The organism is Marinoscillum sp. HNIBRBA16962 (assembly GCF_057801515.1).
On sequence record NZ_CM173603.1, the window covers coordinates 4,848,133 to 4,868,953 of the forward strand.

The 20,821-nt window shown below is 43.4% G+C and carries 16 protein-coding genes and 1 riboswitch; of the genes, 8 read left to right on the plus strand and 8 right to left on the minus strand.

Annotated elements, in window-relative coordinates; translation table 11 throughout:
* Positions 1-444 carry an OmpA family protein gene (locus AC3E9V_RS20220; protein ID WP_488749980.1) on the plus strand — a complete coding sequence of 148 codons (444 nt, stop codon included), beginning with the start codon at positions 1-3 and terminating at the stop codon, positions 442-444.
* On the opposite strand, the gene rseP is transcribed toward AC3E9V_RS20220, so the two are convergent.
* Genes rseP through AC3E9V_RS20235 form a run of 3 tightly spaced genes read right to left on the minus strand, consistent with a single transcriptional unit; the run spans position 441 to position 4,409 of the window.
* Entirely contained in the window at positions 441-1,748 is a 1,308-nt protein-coding gene (rseP, locus tag AC3E9V_RS20225; RefSeq protein ID WP_488749981.1) for an RIP metalloprotease RseP, read from the minus strand. The two genes, AC3E9V_RS20220 and rseP, sit on opposite strands and share 4 nt — an antisense overlap.
* 4 nt (positions 1,749-1,752) lie before the next feature.
* Complete coding sequence (locus AC3E9V_RS20230) at positions 1,753-2,913, minus strand: 1-deoxy-D-xylulose-5-phosphate reductoisomerase (RefSeq protein WP_488749982.1); 1,161 nt, start codon at positions 2,911-2,913, stop codon at positions 1,753-1,755.
* Positions 2,913-4,409: a GH3 auxin-responsive promoter family protein gene (locus AC3E9V_RS20235; protein ID WP_488749983.1), complete on the minus strand. Its 1,497-nt coding sequence runs from the start codon at positions 4,407-4,409 to the stop codon at positions 2,913-2,915. Before AC3E9V_RS20235 ends, AC3E9V_RS20230 begins: the two co-directional genes overlap by 1 nt.
* A 258-nt stretch (positions 4,410-4,667) precedes the next feature.
* Here AC3E9V_RS20235 and AC3E9V_RS20240 point away from each other — a divergent pair, with 258 nt between their 5' ends.
* Positions 4,668-6,128 (plus strand): trypsin-like peptidase domain-containing protein, encoded by a 1,461-nt coding sequence (locus AC3E9V_RS20240; protein ID WP_488749984.1) that lies wholly within the window; start codon positions 4,668-4,670, stop codon positions 6,126-6,128.
* 82 nt (positions 6,129-6,210) lie between these two features.
* On the opposite strand, the gene dnaA is transcribed toward AC3E9V_RS20240, so the two are convergent.
* Positions 6,211-7,617 carry a chromosomal replication initiator protein DnaA gene (dnaA, locus tag AC3E9V_RS20245; RefSeq protein ID WP_488749985.1) on the minus strand — a complete coding sequence of 469 codons (1,407 nt, stop codon included), beginning with the start codon at positions 7,615-7,617 and terminating at the stop codon, positions 6,211-6,213.
* A gap of 325 nt (positions 7,618-7,942) precedes the next feature.
* On the opposite strand from dnaA, the gene AC3E9V_RS20250 reads away from it, so the two are divergent.
* Both AC3E9V_RS20250 and scpA read left to right on the plus strand, forming a co-directional pair.
* The gene (locus AC3E9V_RS20250) at positions 7,943-8,941 is read left to right on the plus strand and encodes a methylmalonyl-CoA mutase family protein (RefSeq protein ID WP_488749986.1); all 999 of its coding nucleotides are present in this window, start codon (positions 7,943-7,945) and stop codon (positions 8,939-8,941) included.
* A 4-nt stretch (positions 8,942-8,945) separates the two neighbouring features.
* Positions 8,946-11,009 (plus strand): methylmalonyl-CoA mutase, encoded by a 2,064-nt coding sequence (gene scpA / locus AC3E9V_RS20255; protein ID WP_488749987.1) that lies wholly within the window; start codon positions 8,946-8,948, stop codon positions 11,007-11,009.
* Positions 11,010-11,061: 52 nt separating this feature from the next.
* Here scpA and AC3E9V_RS20260 read toward each other — a convergent pair whose 3' ends face one another.
* Together AC3E9V_RS20260 and AC3E9V_RS20265 are read right to left on the minus strand one after the other, a co-directional pair.
* Positions 11,062-11,994, minus strand: coding sequence for a hypothetical protein (locus AC3E9V_RS20260; RefSeq protein WP_488749988.1), 933 nt, complete (start codon positions 11,992-11,994; stop codon positions 11,062-11,064).
* Positions 11,995-12,028: 34 nt separating this feature from the next.
* Complete coding sequence (locus tag AC3E9V_RS20265) at positions 12,029-13,276, minus strand: CHASE2 domain-containing protein (protein WP_488749989.1); 1,248 nt, start codon at positions 13,274-13,276, stop codon at positions 12,029-12,031.
* 141 nt (positions 13,277-13,417) lie between these two features.
* Between AC3E9V_RS20265 and meaB the strand changes: the two genes are divergently transcribed.
* A complete protein-coding gene (gene meaB, locus AC3E9V_RS20270) occupies positions 13,418-14,401 on the plus strand; it encodes a methylmalonyl Co-A mutase-associated GTPase MeaB (protein ID WP_488749990.1) in 984 nt (327 codons plus the stop codon).
* Here the strand turns inward: meaB and AC3E9V_RS20275 are convergent.
* Both AC3E9V_RS20275 and AC3E9V_RS20280 read right to left on the minus strand, forming a co-directional pair.
* The gene (locus AC3E9V_RS20275) at positions 14,394-15,443 is read right to left on the minus strand and encodes a DUF5074 domain-containing protein (protein ID WP_488749991.1); all 1,050 of its coding nucleotides are present in this window, start codon (positions 15,441-15,443) and stop codon (positions 14,394-14,396) included. The genes meaB and AC3E9V_RS20275 overlap by 8 nt on opposite strands.
* 7 nt (positions 15,444-15,450) lie before the next feature.
* Positions 15,451-17,301: a TonB-dependent receptor gene (locus tag AC3E9V_RS20280; RefSeq protein ID WP_488749992.1), complete on the minus strand. Its 1,851-nt coding sequence runs from the start codon at positions 17,299-17,301 to the stop codon at positions 15,451-15,453.
* A gap of 108 nt (positions 17,302-17,409) precedes the next feature.
* Positions 17,410-17,633, minus strand: a riboswitch (cobalamin riboswitch).
* Positions 17,634-17,687: 54 nt separating this feature from the next.
* Between AC3E9V_RS20280 and AC3E9V_RS20285 the strand changes: the two genes are divergently transcribed.
* From AC3E9V_RS20285 to AC3E9V_RS20295, 3 genes are read left to right on the plus strand one after another with little or no spacing between them, the layout of a single operon-like run.
* On the plus strand, positions 17,688-18,758 hold the full coding sequence (locus tag AC3E9V_RS20285; protein ID WP_488749993.1) for an ABC transporter substrate-binding protein: 1,071 nt from the start codon (positions 17,688-17,690) through the stop codon (positions 18,756-18,758).
* Positions 18,755-19,819 (plus strand): iron chelate uptake ABC transporter family permease subunit, encoded by a 1,065-nt coding sequence (locus tag AC3E9V_RS20290; protein ID WP_488749994.1) that lies wholly within the window; start codon positions 18,755-18,757, stop codon positions 19,817-19,819. The genes AC3E9V_RS20285 and AC3E9V_RS20290 overlap by 4 nt, the downstream gene beginning before the upstream one ends.
* A complete protein-coding gene (locus AC3E9V_RS20295; protein ID WP_488749995.1) occupies positions 19,816-20,814 on the plus strand; it encodes an ABC transporter ATP-binding protein in 999 nt (332 codons plus the stop codon). The genes AC3E9V_RS20290 and AC3E9V_RS20295 overlap by 4 nt, the downstream gene beginning before the upstream one ends.
* Positions 20,815-20,821 lie beyond the last annotated feature (7 nt).

A 20,821-nucleotide genomic window follows, 5' to 3' on the forward strand; every position in this document is an offset into this window, starting at 1 on the left:
GTGGAGAAAAAATTCAGACTAAATGGCCCTTCCAGTTTGGACATCAAAACACATAAAATCTCCAATAACATAACATTTAAGAGCATAAACTTTGATTTTGATAGCGCCACTGTAAAAGAGTCAATGTACAGTGATTTAAAAAAAGTAGTGAAATTCCTTTTCGATAATCCGGAATACCAACTCCAAATTGAAGGTCATACCGATGAAGAAGGATCTCACGAATATAATCTGGATTTGTCGGCTAGAAGAGCTAAAAACATCCGCCAATACATTATTTCTGCTGGTATAGACCCCCTAAGAGTAAGCTCCGAGGGGTTTGGAGAAAAAGAACCCCTGATGGAGGGGAAATCTTCTCGTAATCGCGCGATCAACCGCCGGGTGGAGTTTCACTTGTACAACCCGGCAAAGCCAGAACAATTATATGAATCTATTACAGTTCTTTAAAACAACTTATACACGTCATTAAAGATCGCATAGCTCATAAGTCCTAATAACAAGATCATGCCTATCTTCTGAGCATTCTCCAGAAATTTGTCGCTCGGTTTGCGGCCTGTGACAATTTCCCAGGTCAGAAACATCACATGTCCTCCGTCCAATGCAGGTATCGGGAGTAAGTTCATAAATGCCAGTACCATAGAAAGCAGTCCGGTAATCCTCCAGAAGTTTTGCCAATCCCAGGTACCACCGAAAAACTGAGCAATACCAATAGGACCGGAAAGGGATTTGGAAGGCGACACATCACCGGAAAACATTTTACCAAAAGCCCGGATATTATAAAAAACCACATTGAAAGCCTGTTGGGTGCCTTTTGCGACAGACTCACCCAGACCGAAATCCCGATGTGTATAGTCGAGGGTAGGTGACTGATAAAAACCAAGGGTACCATCTTCATCCACTTCAAAGTTCAAAGGCACTCGTCGCTCACTCCGCTGTACCACAGCTGAAATAACCTCATTTTTCAGCGTATCTAAGGCTGCCCTTAGCTCATCAAAGTACGTGATTTTAGTCCCGTTTAAAGACACAAAGACGTCCCCTACCTCGAGTCCTCCTTCATCGGCAGGACTACCTTTCACAACCCGCCCCACCTCAAAAGGCATTCGTGGCGCGAAAAATGAAGCTTTATTATCAGAAAACTTGTCTATGAAATCATTTGGGATATCAATGCGGATTTGTTCTCCGCCTCTTTCCACAGTATAATACCCATTTGTGCCAAGCAATACATCAGGACTTCTCAGGTCACTTTCCTTCTCAAAATCTTGTCCGTTGATGTTGATGATCCTGTCTCCGGTTTGTAATCCAAGCTGCTGCCCCAGGTCGTAGGCTACTATCCCGTGCTCGTTGAGCTGCTCTTTAGTAAGGTATGATTCACCATTTACATAAACCATACAGACAAAAATGACAATCCCTGTGATCACATTCACAATGATCCCCCCCAGCATCACGATCAGTCGCTGCCAGGCAGGCTTAGCTCTAAACTCCCAGGGTTCTGGTTCGGCCGTTAAATTTTTAGTATCGAGCGATTCATCAATCATCCCCGATATTTTCACAAAGCCCCCCAGCGGGATAGCTCCAATTGAATATTCCGTCTCTCCAAATTTCTTTCCCCAGATCTTTGGTGGGAATCCGATAGAGTATTTCTCCACGCGCATCCCAAATGCCTTAGCTGCCAAAAGGTGCCCCAACTCATGCAATCCCACTAATATCGATAGCCCGAGCAGCAGCTGGGCAGTCATAATAATTCCTTCCATTTACTTATATTAATTCTGTCGCTAGTATTCTTGTCTCTTTATCTGTATTTATATAATCTTCTAATTCAGGGTGCTTTACAAAGCTAACTCTGCTCATACACTCAGCTATGACATCCGACATCTCTAAGAAACCAATACGGTCTTTTAAAAATTCCGCTACAGCCACTTCATTTGCCGCATTGAGGATGCAGGGATGATTCCCACCTTTACTGATAGCATCGTAAGCAAGCTGCAAATTACGAAAAGTTTCCAGATCTGGCTTTTCAAATGTCAGTTGAGGGTAGTTTGCAAAATCAAATCTCGGAAAATCCGCCTTAAACCGCTCCGGATAAGTGAGTGCGTACTGAATAGGAATACGCATGTCGGGCAGTCCAAGTTGTGCCTTTATGGACCCGTCTTCAAACTGCACCATAGAATGAATGATAGACTGAGGATGAACAACCACCTCAATCCTGTCCAAAACCACTCCATACAACCACTTAGCCTCGATCACTTCCAGTCCTTTGTTCATTAGGCTGGCAGAATCTACGGTGATCTTGGCACCCATATCCCAGTTAGGATGTTTCAGAGCCTCGTGCTTTGTGATCTTCGATAGCTCATCACGTTTTTTGCCCCGAAAAGGACCACCGGATGCAGTCAGTATCAACTTCTCGATAGGGTTATCAAACTCCCCCACAATACACTGAAAAATGGCAGAGTGCTCAGAGTCAATGGGTAAGATATTGGCCTTGTGTTTCTGAGCAAGTTCCGTCACCAGCTGGCCCGCAACTACCATGGTTTCTTTATTAGCCAATGCAATATCTTTGCCTGCTTTGATGGCTCTGATCGTAGGAACAAGACCTGAATATCCTACCAGGGCTGTCACCACCAGGTCTACCGTTTCCATCTCAACAACAGATGCCAAAGCATTCTCGCCGGCATAAACTTTAATATCCATCGGATCCAGGGCGTCAAATACCTGATCATATTTTTGATCATCCCCGATCACAACCGTGTTTGGCCTGAACTTACAGGCCTGCTCTATAAGAAGGTCAGCGTTGTTTTGCGCTGTAAGTACTTCCACCTGAAAACGATCCGGATGACGGGAGATAACGTCCAGCGTTTGAGTGCCAATGGACCCTGTGGATCCCAGTAGGGCAATTTTTTTACGATTCGAATCTTCCATCACACTTTAAAATCCTGCATAGCCTCTGCAATCTTCCTGTCATTAGCAAGCCGGGGCACCTTATTTTGTCCGCCAAGCTTACCAATTGATTTCATGTAATCAATGAATGCAGTTTTTGTCAGTCTGATTATCTGTAAAGGTCTCAAAATTGAGCCACTGATCAGGTCATCATAGTAGGCATTGAGATCGCGAAGTTGCAAATCTAACTCTTTTTCAAATTCAGCAAGGTCATTTGGTTCCGCCGCAAAGGATATATACCACTCATGAAGTGGTAACCCTGATTCAGGAGTCACATTGGGTGCTACTGTAAATTCAATCAACTCTGTTTCAGGAAACTTCGCACAGGTAGCTCGCATTGCCTTTTCCACTTCCTGGCCTATTACGTGCTCTCCAAAAGCGGAGATAAAGTGCTTGATGCGTCCGGTGACCAGCAATCGATATGGATCTTTGCTCACAAACTTGATTGTATCCCCTATAGAATAGCCCCAAAGGCCGGCATTGCTATTGATGATCAGGGCATAATTGACTCCCAGCTCCACCTGATCGATCTTCAGACGGGTGGGGTTCTCATCGAAATACTCATCTGCCGGGATAAACTCAAAAAAGATCCCACTGTTAGCAAGCAGAAGCAGCCCTTCTTCTTTTTGAGAATCCTGGTAAGCGATAAAACCTTCGGAAGCCGGGTAGGTTTCTATCGAGTCTATCTGCTTTCCAATGGTTTCGAAAAGCTTAGCCCGGTAGGGTTCAAAATTCACACCACCATAAATGAACATCTCAAAATTCGGAAAAACATCTTTAATGGGTTTCCCTGTTTTCGCCTTTAAGCGGTCAAAATACATCTGAACCCATGGCGGTATGCCTGAGATCAGGGTCATATCTTCCTTGAGGGTTTCCTCCACGATCTGGTCTACCTTTTCTTCCCAATCCTCAATACAATTTGTCTCATAGGAAGGCATCTGGTTAGATCTTAAATATCCCGGCACATGATGATTGACTATACCGGATAACCGACCGGTATGAATGCCTGCTTTTTGATCCAGCGTGGGTGCACCTGACAGGAAAATAAGCTTTCCATCCAAAAACCGACTATTTCCTGTTTCATAAACATATGACAAAATGGCATTTCTGGCTGAATTAATATGGTTTGGGATGGAGTCCTTAGTAATAGGAATGTATTTCGTTCCACTGGTGGTTCCGGAAGTTTTGGCAAAATATGCTGGCTTTCCCGGCCATAGAACATCAGATGCTCCGTCCAGAATTTTCTTTACGTAAGGCGAAAGCGCCTCATAATCCCGTATAGGAACACGCTCTTTAAAATCTTCGTAAGTTTTGATTTCCTCAAAATGATGATCACTGCCAAAAACCGTTTTTGAGGCTTTCGAGACAATAGACATCAGGATATTATCCTGGTATTTTCCAGCATTGAGAGCCCACTTTTTGGTCTCATAGTTAATGTATGCAGCAAAAGGTTTGCTAAGTACTGATCGTATTCCCATAATCCATAAAAACACTCAAAGAAAAGAAATGAGTCCTCTAAATCCTAACTGTCAGTAACTTTCGTCCGGCATAAATTTTGAAAGAAATGAGTAAGGGAGGATTTAATAATTTTTAACAAAACCAAAAGCAACTTATTCATATGTTTAAAGTTGATAAAATAGGCCGGGCCGCGCAGGCTGGGCCGCACAGGCTGGGCCGCACAGGCCGGACATCTATGCTCATTTCATATAACTTTAATTGGCTAAATGCATAAGTAAATGATCAAATCTACATTTTTAAGAACCACTTTCATAGCAGTGCTGGCTGGCATTACAGGCAGCTTGTTCACCTTTTACCTCGTCTCTCAGGCGGATAAGCCGGTAAAAACAGAACGGATACTAGCAGCTTTGAGTGAATATGAAGAAAACAAAGCTTTTACGGCACAACCTGTGAGCAACAATGAGCCACTACCTGCCGATGCTGATAATGACTTTGTGTTCGCTTCCAATAATAGCAAAGGCAGTGTGGTATTTATACAAACGCTGAGCGAATACGAATATCGTACCGGCAACTGGCTGGATTGGTTCTTTGAGCCAAGGTCATCTCAGCAAATAGGCAGTGGATCAGGAGTTATCCTGTCTGAGGAGGGATACATTGTCACCAATAATCACGTGGTGGATGATGCGGATAAAATCCGGGTGATCTATGGTAAAAGGACAATGGACGCCAAATTGGTAGGCACAGACCCGAGTACGGATCTGGCTGTGATCAAAGTGGAGGAGCAGGGACTACCGGCCATTTCCTTTGGAAACTCCAATGAGGTAAATGTAGGTGAGTGGGTTTTGGCCGTGGGGAACCCGTTTAACCTGACCTCTACTGTCACAGCAGGGATTGTTAGTGCCAAAGGTCGGAATATCAATATTCTGCGAGATAAATTCCCCATAGAATCATTCATACAAACTGATGCGGCAATCAATCCCGGAAACAGTGGGGGAGCTTTGGTAAACATGGAAGGCGAGCTTATCGGAATCAATACGGCTATACTATCGCGCACCGGCTCTTATGCAGGATATGGTTTTGCTATCCCTTCAAACATTGTGAGGAAGGTGTTTGAAGATATTAAAAACTATGGTGAGGTACAGAAGGCATTTACAGGAGCGGAATTTGTGGATATCGATAGTGAGCTTGCCCGAAAGATGAACCTGGAGAACCTCTCCGGAGTGATCGTAGCAAATGTACAGCGTGAGGGAGCCTCTACTGATAAGCTTCAAAAAGGAGACGTAATCCGATCTGTGAATGGTAAGCGTATTGACAGCAAAGCGTATCTGGAGGAATATATCGGTAACCTGTACCCTGGTGACAAAATTGATCTGGAAATAGAGCGAGATGGTCGAAAATTAACTAAAACAATTACCCTGACCAACAGAGAAGGGACTACGGGTATCATTCGAAAAGATACTTTTACTTCAGAATGGCTTGCTGCTACTTTTGAGTCCGTTCCCAAGGTGGAACGCGATCTCCTGGGCATCCCTAATGGAGTCAAAGTGGTCGATTACAGATCAAACGGCATCTTCGCTGAGCTGGGGATTCCTGAAGGGTTCATTGTGACCAGTATTAACAACCGGGCTATTGAAAGCCCCAAAGAGTTTTCCGAGATCCTGGAAAAGATCAAAGGACGGGTAATCATCTCAGGCATAGATAAGAGAGGCCGTAAAGTTTACTACCCTTATTACTTCTAATTGCCTTTCTTCAGAATATTAAAAAAGGGCAGATCATTTGGTTTTGATCTGCCCTTTTCTTTAAATGTTTTTGTCAGTTTCATCAGGCCACTGCCGTCCTGATCTTCAGCTTTTTCTTCAACTCATCTACTGAGTACCGAAACTTTGCATTGGTATCTATCATGTCATTTACAGACTGCACTGCATGAATCACTGTGGAATGATCCCGCCCACCAAAGTGGTAACCTATGGACTTAAGTGAGTGATTTGTGTAGTCTTTGGAGAAATACATGGCTACCTGACGGGCAATTACAATTTCCTTCTTTCGCGTTTTAGCTTTCAGATCATCCTGGGGCACATTGAAGTATTCTGACACAGTCTTCTGGATGTAATCGATACCCACTTCCGAATCAATATCAGTCACAATATTCTTAAGGATCTGCTTAGCCAGCTCAAGATTCATCTCGGAGCGCGTCAGAGAAGCATGGGCAATCAAAGAGATGATCACACCTTCCAGCTCACGAATATTTGTGTCTACTGTGTAGGCAATATACTCCAGCACATCATCCGGGATATCAATGCCATCTGCCTGCATTTTTTTCTGGATAATAGCCATCCTCGTTTCAAAGTCAGGAGCCTGCAGGTCTGCTGTAAGTCCCCATTTAAATCGTGAAACCAATCGCTCCTGTAATCCTTTCAGGTCCTTGGGCGCACAATCAGAGGTCATCACAATCTGTTTGCCTCCCTGATGCAGATGGTTGAAAATATGGAAGAAAATCTCCTGCGTCTTCTCTTTGTCTCTCAAAAACTGAACATCATCCAGAATAAGAACATCTACCTCTTTGTAGTAATTGATAAAGTCCTGAATGTTGTTGTTCTTGAGCGCATCGATGAACTGATTAGTAAACTTTTCGGAGGCCACATAGATGATCCGCTTGCTCGAGTCCTCACTGGTTATTTCATTTCCTATGGCTTGTACCAGGTGAGTTTTACCCAAACCAACTCCCCCGTAAAACATCAATGGATTGAATGAAGTAACACCCGGTTTTTTTGCTACTGCAAACCCTGCAGATCTTGCCAGACGGTTGCAGTCCCCTTCTACAAAATTATCAAAACGATAATTCGGGTTCAGATTGGAATTTTCCTTAAGCTCCAGATAAAAGTCCGGATTTTTGTACGCATCAAATCCGTTCACCCGGTTCTTGTTTTGACTGTTACTGGAACCAGATACATTTACAGTTACTGGTTTTACCTGTTCGTCCCCTCGATCTACCACAACAGAATATTCCAATCGCCCATTTTCACCTATTACAGATTTGATAGCCTGTTTTAATAAGTGCACATAGTTTTCCTCTAACCATTCGTAAAAAAATTGACTTGGAACCTGAATGGTTAAAACGTCCTCTACCAGTTTAATCGGGACAATAGGCTCAAACCAAGTCGCAAAACTTTGTGCTGGGATGCGCTCCTTTATGAAAAGAAGGCACTTTTCCCATGTAATTCCATGCATCGGCGATTTATATTTTTAATTTGGAAAAAATACCAAAAAAGGATACCCTAGTGAAAGAGGGACATCAAATTTGCTGAATAATTCTTTAAGAAAAAAATGACTTTTGACCTTGACTTTTTATAATCCTTTTATTCTCTAACCAATGCTGCATTTGAAATCAAAATTCTTCGAAAAATACAAAAAATCTTTTTTTGAAGTTTTCCCGGACCAAACAAAATTGTGCATTTAAAAAATTATTTTTACATCACCCATGAAATGAGCAATGCCGGGACACAGCGTAGGCTCAACTTACGCGTCCCAGCTGATTTCGAAACCTTTGAACAGCATGAAAAAACAGGAACCCAACTTTGATGAATTTCCCCGGGCAGATTACGAGGCCTGGAAAGAAGCTGCATCTGAGCTCCTGAAGGGTGAAGATCCCGAAGAAAGGCTTAAGTGGTCAGCCCTGCCGGGACTTGATCTGAAAGCTTATTACGACCAGTCTGACCTTCGCCACACGGGTTATTTGAAAAATATGTCGCAAACGCTGACCGGGGAAAGCTGGACGCAATATGAACGTGTGGTAATACAAAATGAGACTGAAGCCAACCAGCATGCCAGGGCAGCATTAATGAATGGCTGCAATGGAATACTGTTTAAGGGAAACCTAAAAAACATCAATACCGATAAGCTGTTTGACGGGATTTTACTAAAGCATTGCTACATCGCACTGGAGCATGAGGGAGAACCGGTCTCTATTGGTTCCCTTCCTGAAAACCTAAAAGGCTTTGGCAAAAATATTATTGCCAGTTTTCCTTCATTTAAAAACCTGGTGATCGAACCTTCTGACGGGGAAAACATCATCACACAATCTGCAGGTATAATTCGATCAGTAATCACCCACATAGAGAAAGGAAATCCTACTACCGTTTTTAGTAACCTGGTTATCTTTCTCAGGCCCGGGAATAATTTCTTTCCCGAGATCGCACGGTTCAGAGCACTTCGTCTATTGCTCAGCAAGCTTGCCAGCCACTGTGGTTCTGAGTATCATAAAATTCACATCCATTCAGAACCTCTGCCGGGAACTACCGAAAGTGATCATTTACTTAAGCAAACAACAACAGGGCTAGCCTGTCTCATAGGCGGAACGGACAGCATCACCTTCCATCCCGGTGAATCAGGCTGGGCAGGAAATGGAGCCCATCGGATAAGTCGAAACATTGGTAACCTCATCAGGCACGAAGCAAAGCTGGATATCGTAAAAGATTTTAGCAGCGGGTCCTATTTTATTGAGGCATTAACAGATCAGGTAGCTAAAGCAATCTGGGATCAGGTAACTAAATAAAGTCATGAAAAAACTACTGGATTTATCATTTGACGAACTTATTGGCGAGCCTGAATCGGGTCAGACCAGAATCACTTACCCGCACGAGGGTTTTACTGCTGGCACCCCTCCCTTCCTCAGAGGTCCTTATGCTACTATGTATGCTATCAGGCCCTGGACCATCAGGCAGTATGCGGGCTTTTCCACCGCTAAAGAATCCAACGCATTCTACAGGAGAAACCTTGCTGCGGGACAGAAAGGATTGTCTGTAGCATTTGATTTGCCCACGCATAGAGGATATGACAGTGACCACCCACGAGTAGCTGGTGATGTAGGAAAAGCAGGTGTAGCCATTGATACAGTAGAGGATATGAAAATCCTCTTTGATGGAATCCCTCTGGACAAGATGTCGGTCTCCATGACCATGAATGGTGCGGTATTGCCAGTCATGGCTTTTTACATTGTAGCTGCTGAAGAGCAGGGTGTAAAGCCCGAGCAACTGATTGGAACTATCCAGAATGACATCCTGAAGGAATTTATGGTAAGGAACACTTACATCTACCCTCCAGCTCCATCGATGCGGATCATTGCAGATATTTTCAGGTATACCTCCCAAAACATGCCCCGATTCAACTCGATCAGCATCAGTGGTTATCATATGCATGAAGCTGGAGCGACAGCCGCTATTGAGCTAGCCTTTACACTTGCAGATGGCCTGGAGTACATCAGGACCGGACTTAATGCTGGCATTTCCATCGATTCGTTTGCTCCCCGGCTCTCCTTCTTCTGGGGTATAGGCATGGATTTCTTTACTGAAATCGCCAAAATGAGGGCTGGCAGGGTCTTATGGGCTAAACTGGTAAAACAGTTTAATCCTGAAAACCCCAAATCCATGGCCCTGCGTACTCACTGCCAAACCTCGGGGTATAGTCTCACTGCTCAGGATCCGTATAACAATGTAGCCAGAACCTGCATTGAAGCGCTGGCATCAGCCTTCGGGCACACCCAGTCACTCCATACCAATGCGCTGGATGAAGCCATTGCCCTGCCTACGGACTATTCAGCTGCTATCGCCCGTGAAACTCAAAAATACCTGCAAAACGAAATCAACATTACCCAGACAGTAGATCCCTGGGGAGGATCACTGGAAGTAGAAAAACGCACTGATGAACTGGTTAAGGAGGCATGGCAGCTGATCAATGAAATCGAGGAGATGGGTGGTATGGCCAGGGCTATTGAACAGGGCTACCCGAAAATGAAAATCGAAGAGGCAGCTGCACGAAAACAAGCCAAAATAGATGTAGGAAAAGAAACCATCGTGGGGGTAAACCGCTACCAGTATGATGAAAAGGTGGAGATCGAGTTGCTTGAGGTGGATAATGTTGAGGTGCGTAGAAAGCAAATAGAACGAATCAATCAGGTGAAAGCACAAAGAGATGAACAGCTTGCCTCTGAAAGTCTTTCAAAAATCACCACATGTGCAGAAACGAATGAAGGCAACCTGTTATCTTTAGCTATAGATGCAGCCAGAAACCGGGCAACACTCGGAGAAATTTCACTGGCTATGGAAAAAGTATTTGGGCGATATCAGGCCAGGAACCAAACCATTTCAGGAGTGTATTCATCAGAGATAAAACAGAACGATGATTTTAAAAAAGCCATTTCACTGGCTGATAAGTTTGAGGAGCTGGCCGGGCGCAGACCGCGGATCCTGGTGGCTAAAATGGGACAGGATGGTCATGACAGAGGCGCCCGGGTAATTGCCACAGCATTTGCTGACCTGGGTTTTGACGTGGATATTGGTCCGCTTTTTCAAACTCCCGCTGAAGCAGCACTGCAGGCTGCTGAAAATGATGTACATATTGTAGGGGCATCTTCATTAGCCGGAGGACATAAGACGCTGGTCCCCGAACTGATCCAAGAGCTAAAGAAAATAGGAAGAGGGGACATCATGGTTGTCGCAGGAGGAATTATCCCGGAAGTGGATCATAAGTTTCTTCGGGAAAAGGGTGTTGCTTTCATATTTGGTCCGGGCACAGTTATCGCTAAAGCTGCTACGGAAATTCTGAATAAATTCCTTCAGACATAAAAAAACCCTTCCACCGGGAGTGAAAGGGTTTATGACAATTTATATCCTTTACTTATTCAGCAAGACCGTTTTTGATCAGGAAGCTTGCATATAGCTCCTGGAAGTCATCTACATCCGGAGACATTTTGATGGCTTCCTCATATTTGGTCAGTGCATCCAGGATCAATCCGTTTTCCTCATAGAAAGAAGCATAGATGATCTTGTTCAATGGAGAATCTTCAGAAACTTCGCTTTTCAGGCTGGCCAGGCTTTCCTGAACTTCTACTTTATCATTGGCTTTCACTTTTTTGATGCCAACTTCATTAGAAGCGATTTCTTCATCTCCTTTTTTGTATACTTTTACCAGGTAAAGACCCATATCGTAAGCCAACTCCTCGTCAGCGAAATTTAGCTCGATTGACGTTTTGTCAGTCTCTTCTGTATAGATCTCCTCGTTGAAGATGTTTTCGATCTTAACCAAATAAGTTCCACCTTCTTCCATTCCTTTTGGAGCATTCCATCTAAGGATGGCTACATCACCCATGAGGTCGGCCTGGTTAGGAGCAACCACATTGATCGCTGCAGAACCTGTAGCCCGGGATACCGCTCCCGTTGCATTCAGTCTGGCACGGTAATTTGTCGTTTCATCCTCCTCATTTAACTTGTTCATTACAAATTTTGCATATCTGCTGGATACACTACTGCTTGCAGTATTGATCGTCTTCTCCAATTCAGATACCTTTTTCACACCGGAACCTCTGATCTCAGTGGTCTTACCGGAATTATGCATTAATCCGATGTATGCTCCTTCACCGGCAATAATCTCATCTCCAGCATATAGTTTAGAACCAGTCTTCAAAGAGACTGCCTCACTGCTATTAGCTTTTTTCACTTTGTTTGCTCCTTTGTTAGCCAGTACTCTAAAAGCGTAATCAGCTTGTGCAAAAGCCATTATACTTGAAAATAGCATCGCTGTAGCAAAGGCGTAAGAAATTAACTTTCTCATAATCATTAGCGTTTATTGAATGTGTGTTTTTAGTTTATAATTTATCAACTTTAAATAGTGATTTTCTACCTTCCCTGGTGAGTGAGTTTTTCACTACACCATAGTAAACTTCCAAAGCGTCTCCTGCAAGCGCTACGGCAAAGAGGGCAATACCCAATTCTAGTTTATAGCTGAACTTATCCAGGACATAAATCATGCCGTATATCAATACCCCGATTTCAAGTAATTGAAACAGCTTGGTAAGACCATCATACCATTTCGGTACTCGTTTATATATGACAGAAAACCAGGCAACATTGAGAAACAAAAGAATTATTGCAAGTACAATTCCCTGATTATCCGTCATGTCATTAATGTAATCTTCATTCAATATCTGGGAAATGATGTTGGCGTGGATCACTCCGCCATACATATCGGGGAACGTCCGGCCGATATATTTTTTGTTTAGCGGTGTAAAGAACTTATCCTCCAATGACTCACGATCTCCCAGGTACTCACCCAGATAACAAAATATGACGATATTTCCTTCAATCATTTCAGGCACAAAATTTTCCTGAAAGACATCCGGTACATCCAATGCAAAGTACTTCGTACCAAACTTGGTAGCTCCGTAATCAAGTACGTTTCCTCTAAAGTTAATAGCCTCTTCTTCGTACCCTCTGTCAATAAACTTTTGTGCCAGAGCAGGGTCATAATACTTTGCCAGCTCCACGGCAAAAGCCAGGTGCTGCTCTTCCCTGATAGTTGTTTTTGGTACGAAGGTTCGGCACATTTTCAGATCCTCTTGATTTTCAGCATCCGTAACCAGGTTCACAAAGCCGGTAGAGGTGGCATGCTGATTAAAACCCTCCCATGAGTAAGCCACCGAATCCTGTAGCGGATCATCTTCATGAGGATGCCATTTAGATGCAAGCACCAGGTTTTCCACACTAGCCATCCCCTCCATCAGCATCTGATCTCCCAGCGTATCTTCTTTAGGAAAGTAGAAGAAAGAATCAATACCGATCACAGCAGGGTTATACTGGCTGATAATCTGCAGCATCATCCCGATTTCAGCCCTCTGTAGTGAACTTAAATTTACCAATACAATGCGTTCTTCACCTACCGGATCTTCCCGAAGCTGAGAAAACACTACATCGGTAAATTCCATGTCTTCAAAGGCTTGCCCAATCGGGTCAAATATGTCAAAGATCTTGAAGGCAGTTACACTTTGGAAAAGGCCCATCAAACCGAAGATGAATACTGTCCCAAGTATTACGTCTAACCAAAATTTTCTAAACATGTCGTTTTTTTAGCGGTGATTAAAAAGAATTAATTTGCCTTCGCAATTAAAACTCATTAAACCATTCGACCAATCAAAAATAGGTAAAATTCAATTTTTTATTGAAATTAAACAATTTTACCTGCAATTCGCAAGTTTTTTATGAAAGATCACTTCAAAAATCGTCCATCTTTAGATCAACTCCTAGAGGGAATCGACCAACAAAGCCGAATCATACTTGGTAAAGCCATAAGTATCGTCGAAAGTCGACTTTTTGAGGATAAAGTACTTTCGGCCAGATTGTTGGACAAAATTACCCCAAAAACAGGTAATAGTATACGTATTGGTATAACAGGTGTTCCGGGAGTTGGTAAAAGTACTTTCATCGATGCATTTGGGAGCTACCTCACCGCTAAGGGTAAAAAAGTAGCGGTGCTCTCCATAGACCCCAGCAGTACGATCTCCAGGGGAAGCATTTTGGGAGACAAAACACGAATGACCAAGCTCTCTACTGACCCCAATGCTTTCATCAGGCCCTCCCCTTCCGGAACCTCCCTGGGAGGAGTGGCACAAAAAACCCGAGAAACAATCGCTATTTGCGAAGCTGCAGGGTATGACATCATTATAGTGGAAACGGTGGGAGTAGGACAATCTGAGACTGCCGTAAAAGATATGGTTGACTTTTTCCTGCTACTAATGCTAGCCGGTGGAGGGGATGAATTACAAGGTATCAAAAGAGGAATTATGGAAATGGCAGATGCTGTGGTCATCAACAAAGCAGATGGTGAAAACCTGAAACCCGCAAAACAAGCCAAAAAAGCTTACGCTAATGCTTTGCATTTATTTCCACCCCACGAGTCAGGTTGGACGGTACCGGTGGAAATTTGTTCTTCCATTGAAAATTCCGGGCTTGAAAACATCGCTTCGACCATTAATGAATTTCAACAGAAGACCACTGAAAACGGCTACTTCCAAAAGCAACGCGAGCAGCAGAAGATCAAATGGTTTCACAGCCTGATCAAGGACCGACTGGAAGAGGATTTCTATTCAAACAAAGTCTCTAAAGAAAAACTGAAAGACTTGAAAGGAAAAGTAACTGCAGGCGAACTATCTGTCCGCCATGCAGTGGATCAGTTATTTAATTGAAGGCAAATCCATTTGGCCCCCGGCCTACCTTGTAAGTAGTTTCAAGGTTACCCGTTGTAGAATACTGGAAGACTTCACCGTTTTCAGCAAATCCTTTAGCATCTGCAGCATACACTTTGTCATCCGGACCAACACCAATGCCATAAAAAGAGACTGCCTCAGACTCAGTCACCCAGGAGGATTCCGGAGGAGCAGTAGCTGAAGTTTCAATAGTATATATCGAATTTCCTATCAAGTAAAATATTGTTGTGCCTGCAGCATTTATAGCTATTTTGCCAGACAGATTTGTATTCAACTCTATTTCCTTTTTAACAGCCTCACTTTCAGGATCTATTTCAATAAGCTTGCCATCATTAAGTGGGTTATAATTAGCATCAGACCCCCCGGAACAGACTACCCACACATCTCCATCAGCATCCAAAACCATTTGCGAAGGACTATTTCCGGCCTGGATATCTCCGGTCTTTTCTTCTGCATTCAAATCAACAATTGACACAGTAGTAGAAAAGTTATTTGACACGAAAAGTTTACCATCAGAAATAATGACTCCTTCAGCACCAAAATCCGTAGTGATGGACTTTTCTATTGAACCCGTTTCAAGATCAAAAATTGTTACCTGCCCAGGATCTGTAAAACTCACCCATTCTGTCAGGTATCCTTTCCCATCTAAAGAAGTCATATATCTGGGTAACGAAACATTTTCAATGGTAAACTCTAATTTAAGGCTATCTATACTCGCTGCTTCTACCTTATTGGAATTGTTAACCACTGTATATAAAAGATCATTATCACCAATATGAATAGACTGGACTACATCTCCGAGCAATTTGTCATTAACAGAACTGAAAAGATTATTGGTTACTGTACCCTCTGCATTTATAAAACTCAAGGATCCGTCTCCCTCACCATAGTTCCCCTCATTGGCAACAAAAACTCCGCCTTCAAACTGACCTGTATTCTCAGGCTCGGGATCATTGCTGTCACAAGAGATCCATAGCAATGGCAGAAAAAATAAAAAGCATTTAAAAAAGTAATTTCTCATGTTATAACTATTTGTATTTGATTAAAAGATTTAATTGATAGTTTCTTCCGGGCATAGCTCGATTGATCAGGTTTTCATAGTCCTGGTCAAATAGATTTTTTATGCTTCCGTCTGCTATTAAGGTTAGCTTTCCCATATGAAATTCCTTATCAATTCTTAAATCCACCAGAAAAAATGAAGCCACAGACTGAATTTCTGTGTTATCCAGGGTGGTATACCTTTTTCCTGTAAGCTGACTCCTAACAGTTGCAGAGATCTTTTTCTGAAAGTTTTTCTGAACCTGAAAATTTGCATTGTGGAGTGGTGAATATGGTAACTGGTTGCCTGAATTGGTACCCGCCCCATTCAAAGATCTGGTAAAGGCATATCCACCAGCTATTTTAAGTGGATTTCCTAAAATACTGATCTTAAATGTGTTACCAGCTTCAAAACCGTAAATATTAACAGAGCGGAAATTTTGCGGTGCCCAGAAGCCAGCTGTAGTTGGAAGCCAGATAATCCAGTCTTCATACCAGGTCTGATAAGTAGTGAATGAAAATGTATTCCCCCAGTTCCCCTTTTTTCTTTTCCACGTAAAGCCGCCTTCGTGTGTAAAACCTGTTTCTGGCTTCAGATCCGGATTTCCACCAGGTTGCCAATAACGATCGTTTAGTGTTGGAAAACGAAAAGCAACGGATAGTTTATGGTTTGCTACCATATGATCATCGTCATCCTGGTAAATGCTTAGCTGGGTACCCAATGAAGGGGTAAACGGAAAATGATCCTGGTAAAAAGACTGCCTGAGATTTAGAGTGCTTTTCCACCACGGCAAAAATTGGTACTCAATAGACCCAAAAATATCTGATCGAAAATCCGTGAAATTCTCCGTATAATTTTCTGCTTTAGCTGTAGATAAATTCACATTTGAGCCAACTCTTAGAGCCAGTTTGTCATTTACTTCAAGCCAATAGGTTATTAAAGCTGAATACTGATTAGAAAAAGTTTGATCCGTTTCATTATAGATCTGATCATTACGCAGAAAAGCCAGCGTACTACTGAAGTTGCTACTTTTACCGTTAAACTCATAGCCTGCTGCTACTCTTATATTTTCAGTTTCTAAGTGATCATTCTGATCCGGACTTAGCTTTGATGGCTGGATATCACGATCATTTAGCGTAAGCTGAGCATCTGCAAAAAGATGGGAATACTGAGATATTTCCAGGTTTAGCTTTTGCTGAAGTCCAAAATTTAAAACTGAGGCGTTTTCCTGAGTGAATTCTTCACCATTCAAAGTGTAATCAAAATCATTTTCGATATAGCTTCGGAAAAGGCGTGTATCACCGGTTAGATTCCCACTTTTATACGCACTTTTTACTCCAATGAAGTTCCGACCAAAACTCCCAATCCCCATCTTCACTTGAGCGACGGGGTTTTCTCTGGCCGAAGGATTAGAATCTATCATTACCGTCCCCCCAATTGCCCCACTCCCATAAAGTGCTCCATCCCCACCTGACTGAAGGTCCAGCGACTCCATAAACCAAACCGGCCATTGAGAAAAATCCATCTGACCTAAGGTGGGGTAATTGGCAGGTATACCGTGCCATAGCACATTGGTTTGGCTTGCTGAAGTTCCTCGAAAAGAAATAGTAGCCAACTGCTGATTGCCGTACGACTTGAAATAAATCGAGCTTTTATCATTTAGTGCCTCTTCCAATGAAAAGTCACCGGGCTGCAAGGTTATCTGCTGGAAGTTACCACCAGCGGAAAATCGCTGAAAGTGGTTGCCAGAAACCGTGATTTCGTCTAAGAGCACAGAATCCTGCTGTGCAACAACTACAAAAGTCAGTGCCCATGAAAGGAAAAAAACGTATATTCTCATGACCATGAATCAAACTTTAAAGTCAATTCAAAGCCATCGGAAAAGAAACAGGAAGTATGGTAAACTTAAAGTCTATCAAGTTCCTATAGCTTTCGCCCGAAGCTTAGAAAAAATTAAATGATTGTGGCAGGTCTCCTGGCTTTTCCTTGTCTATCGCCTTCCCATCGTGACATTTATCGTCAGGACAGTGGCAAGATGTGATAGACATTTTTTCGGAATTACAGTTGCGGGGACAGCTCCGGACTGGATCAGCACTTTGCCAATCGCACCGGATTCCCTTTTAATACCGAACAAGCGAAACTTCGTCGGTAACCATAATCGCTGCAAAGCTAATGAATGATCGGATGAATTACATCGTCTGATTTTTTTTAAACAATTTTGGACCTATGAAAAATATCACTCTCCTCGCACTGATCATTATGGTTCTACCTGGCTGTTCACCTGAAAAAGAAACCAATCAGGACAATACCCGAACAGTCAGTCTGGAACTGGATTATGCGAAAAAGTTTACAATTGATGAAACCAAACTTACTGTCACTGAACCCTGGCCAGGAGCTGTAAATCCTATAGAATACCCATTAAAAGAAGTGCCAAAACGAGTAGTAGTAACATCAACCACTCACCTTCCTTATCTGGAGATGCTTGAGGTGGACCACACACTGGTAGGTTTTCCTAACACAAACTACATCAGCTCCGAAAAGATCAGAAAACGCGTGGAGGATGGTGAGATCACTGACCTGGGCCCTGATGGAAACCTCAACCTGGAGCTTCTTTTATCCCTTCAGCCGGATGTAGTGTTCGCCTTTGATATGGGTAATGAATCAAAATCACTGGATAAAATCACTGAGTCTGGGATTCCTGTCATCTATAATGCTGACTACCTTGAAACCTCAGCCCTGGGCCGCGCGGAGTGGATAAAATTTTTCGGGGCTTTTTATGGAAAGGAAGAGCGGGCAGACTCTATCTTCCAACGCATTGAAAATACTTACGACTCACTTAAAACACTTGCTTCATCGGCAAACAAACGTCCCACAATCTTAAGCGGGGTGATGTATGGGGATGCGTGGTTTCTGCCTGGCGGACAAAACTGGGCTGCAGAATTCTACCATCATGCCGGTGGCAAATATATTTGGGAAGAGGACTCCACCAGTGGCTGGCTGGAGATCAGCTTTGAATCGGTGTTTGACAAAGCCCATACTGCAGAATACTGGATCGGTATCAGCACCTTCAACACGAAGGAAGAGCTTGCCGGGCAGGATGAGCGCTACATGGAATTTGAAGCGTTTCAAAACAACCGGGTTTACAACTACAATAAGCGGATCAGCCCATCCGGAGGCTATGATTTCTTTGAGTCAGGATATGCGCGTCCGGATATTGTATTAGCCGATCTAATCAAAATATTACACCCTGAATTGTTGCCTGCATACGAAACTTACTATTTCCGGAAAGTACCATGATCCACCAGCAGCTTGAAGAGTCAAAGAAGAAATGGGTCCGGGTACTTGTCATACTGGCCTTTTTGCTATTGCTGTGCTTCATGGCTAACATCGGCCTTGGTTCGGTACAGATCTCTTTTGGTGGACTCCTACAATTCCTCTCGGGGCAGTCCACCGGTAGTGAAAGCTGGGATCTTATTCTAACAAACTTCAGACTTCCTAAAGCCATAACAGCCATTCTTGTAGGCAGCGCTCTGGGCATTAGTGGTTTACAGATGCAGACATTGTTTCGTAATCCTCTGGCAGGACCTTACATTCTTGGGATCAGTTCGGGAGCTGGTCTCGGCGTGGCAATCGCCATTTTTTTAGGGTTCTATCTCGGGGGCTTTTTAGAGCTCACAGGTATTGGAAGAAGCTGGTTGTTGGTGGCCTCTGCAGGACTGGGGTCATTTTTGGTCTTGTTGATCATCTCTGTGGCTGCGGCCCGGCTGAAGGACAGCGTAACCCTCCTCATTATTGGGTTGATGTTTGGTGCAGCCACCAGCGCTCTGGTCAGCATTCTACAGTTTTTTAGTCAGGCAGAAAACATACAGGCATACGTCATTTGGTCTTTTGGAAGCCTCGGAACCCTGAGCTGGGCAGAACTATCGGTCTTCATCCCCATCATTCTGATCGGGTTAGGAGCCTCTGTATTATTGTCAAAACCCCTGAATACCCTGTTACTGGGAGAAAGTTATGCTGCCAGCCTAGGTCTTAACCTGAAGAAAACCCGACTGCTGATCATCATTAATACAGCGGTACTTGCAGGTACCGTCACTGCATTTTGCGGACCGATCGCATTCTTTGGGGTGGCATTACCACACCTGACCAGGATGCTGTTTAACACTTCCAATCACCTTTTCCTTACCCCGCTAATTATCCTTTTTGGCTCAGCTCTCCTACTAATTTTTGATGTCATTGCCCAGCTGCCCGGTTCAGAGAGCACCCTGCCGATCAATGCTGTTACGGCGCTGTTTGGAGCTCCGTTTGTGATCTATATTTTGCTTCGAAAGAAAAATCTTAATTACTCGTTTAAGTCATGAGCTTACTTGAAACCAGATCATTGACTATCGGGTATCCTCAGCACAAGGGGGAAGACAGGACTCTGCAAAAAGACATTAATGTGCAGGTCCGCCCCGGAGAGATTGTATCTCTGATGGGACAAAATGGGGTTGGGAAAACCACCTTTATCAAATCCATTACCGGTCTGCTGCCAGTACTGGGAGGAGAGGTGCTCTTTGAAAATCAGAACCTGCGGACGCTGAGTAATAAGGATCTATCAAAGCGCGTCAGTCTCGTGCTGACCGAAAAACCTTTTTCTTTTAACATCTCGGTGCTCGAGTTAATAGCCATAGGTCGCCACCCATACAGCAACTGGATGGGGATACTCAGCCAGAAGGATAAGGACATGATAGAGTGGGCTTTTGAGGAAACACATACCAACTACCTGGCCAATAAAAAACTCTACGAACTCAGTGATGGTCAATTACAAAAGGTCATGATCGCACGAGCCCTGGCACAGGAAACTGATCTGATCATCCTGGATGAGCCTACCGCGCACCTGGACCTTCACAATAAAATAGAGGTCATGATGCTACTCAGGCACATTTCACAAACCGGCAAAGGTGTACTGATCTCAACGCATGACATGCAGATATGTACTCAGCTTTCAGATCGATTGTGGCTTTTCAACTTTATGGAGGAAGTCAAAGAAGGGTTACCGGAAGACCTGATCCTCAATGGTACTTTGGAAAAAACACTCTACCTGCAGGATTATGGCTATGACATGATCCATGGATCCATAAAGCTTCCACAAAAAGGGCCACAGGTTTGTGTAGCAGGGCCGACAGAGGTGAAGTTCTGGACCGAACAAGCCCTCAAACGAAATAATTATAAATTAGATTCGGGGGCTAAAATTCAAGTAGAGGTAGCTAATAACGAGTGGAAAATCAGCGGGGAATATGGGACAGAAAAAGTAAAAACCATAGAGAACCTTTTGAAAAAATTATCAGAATTGATTTCCGACAGGCATCCATAATTGCTTT

Coding starts and splice junctions, on each gene's coding strand:
- AC3E9V_RS20285 (WP_488749993.1), top strand. CDS start 17,688: ATGAAAAATATCACTCTCCTCGCACTGATCATTATGGTTCTACCTGGC.
- AC3E9V_RS20235 (WP_488749983.1), bottom strand. CDS start 4,409: ATGGGAATACGATCAGTACTTAGCAAACCTTTTGCTGCATACATTAAC.
- meaB (WP_488749990.1), top strand. CDS start 13,418: ATGAAAGATCACTTCAAAAATCGTCCATCTTTAGATCAACTCCTAGAG.
- scpA (WP_488749987.1), top strand. CDS start 8,946: ATGAAAAAACTACTGGATTTATCATTTGACGAACTTATTGGCGAGCCT.
- AC3E9V_RS20260 (WP_488749988.1), bottom strand. CDS start 11,994: ATGAGAAAGTTAATTTCTTACGCCTTTGCTACAGCGATGCTATTTTCA.
- AC3E9V_RS20240 (WP_488749984.1), top strand. CDS start 4,668: ATGATCAAATCTACATTTTTAAGAACCACTTTCATAGCAGTGCTGGCT.
- AC3E9V_RS20250 (WP_488749986.1), top strand. CDS start 7,943: ATGAAAAAACAGGAACCCAACTTTGATGAATTTCCCCGGGCAGATTAC.
- AC3E9V_RS20280 (WP_488749992.1), bottom strand. CDS start 17,301: ATGAGAATATACGTTTTTTTCCTTTCATGGGCACTGACTTTTGTAGTT.
- AC3E9V_RS20290 (WP_488749994.1), top strand. CDS start 18,755: ATGATCCACCAGCAGCTTGAAGAGTCAAAGAAGAAATGGGTCCGGGTA.
- AC3E9V_RS20265 (WP_488749989.1), bottom strand. CDS start 13,276: ATGTTTAGAAAATTTTGGTTAGACGTAATACTTGGGACAGTATTCATC.
- rseP (WP_488749981.1), bottom strand. CDS start 1,748: ATGGAAGGAATTATTATGACTGCCCAGCTGCTGCTCGGGCTATCGATA.
- dnaA (WP_488749985.1), bottom strand. CDS start 7,617: ATGCATGGAATTACATGGGAAAAGTGCCTTCTTTTCATAAAGGAGCGC.
- AC3E9V_RS20230 (WP_488749982.1), bottom strand. CDS start 2,913: ATGGAAGATTCGAATCGTAAAAAAATTGCCCTACTGGGATCCACAGGG.
- AC3E9V_RS20295 (WP_488749995.1), top strand. CDS start 19,816: ATGAGCTTACTTGAAACCAGATCATTGACTATCGGGTATCCTCAGCAC.
- AC3E9V_RS20275 (WP_488749991.1), bottom strand. CDS start 15,443: ATGAGAAATTACTTTTTTAAATGCTTTTTATTTTTTCTGCCATTGCTA.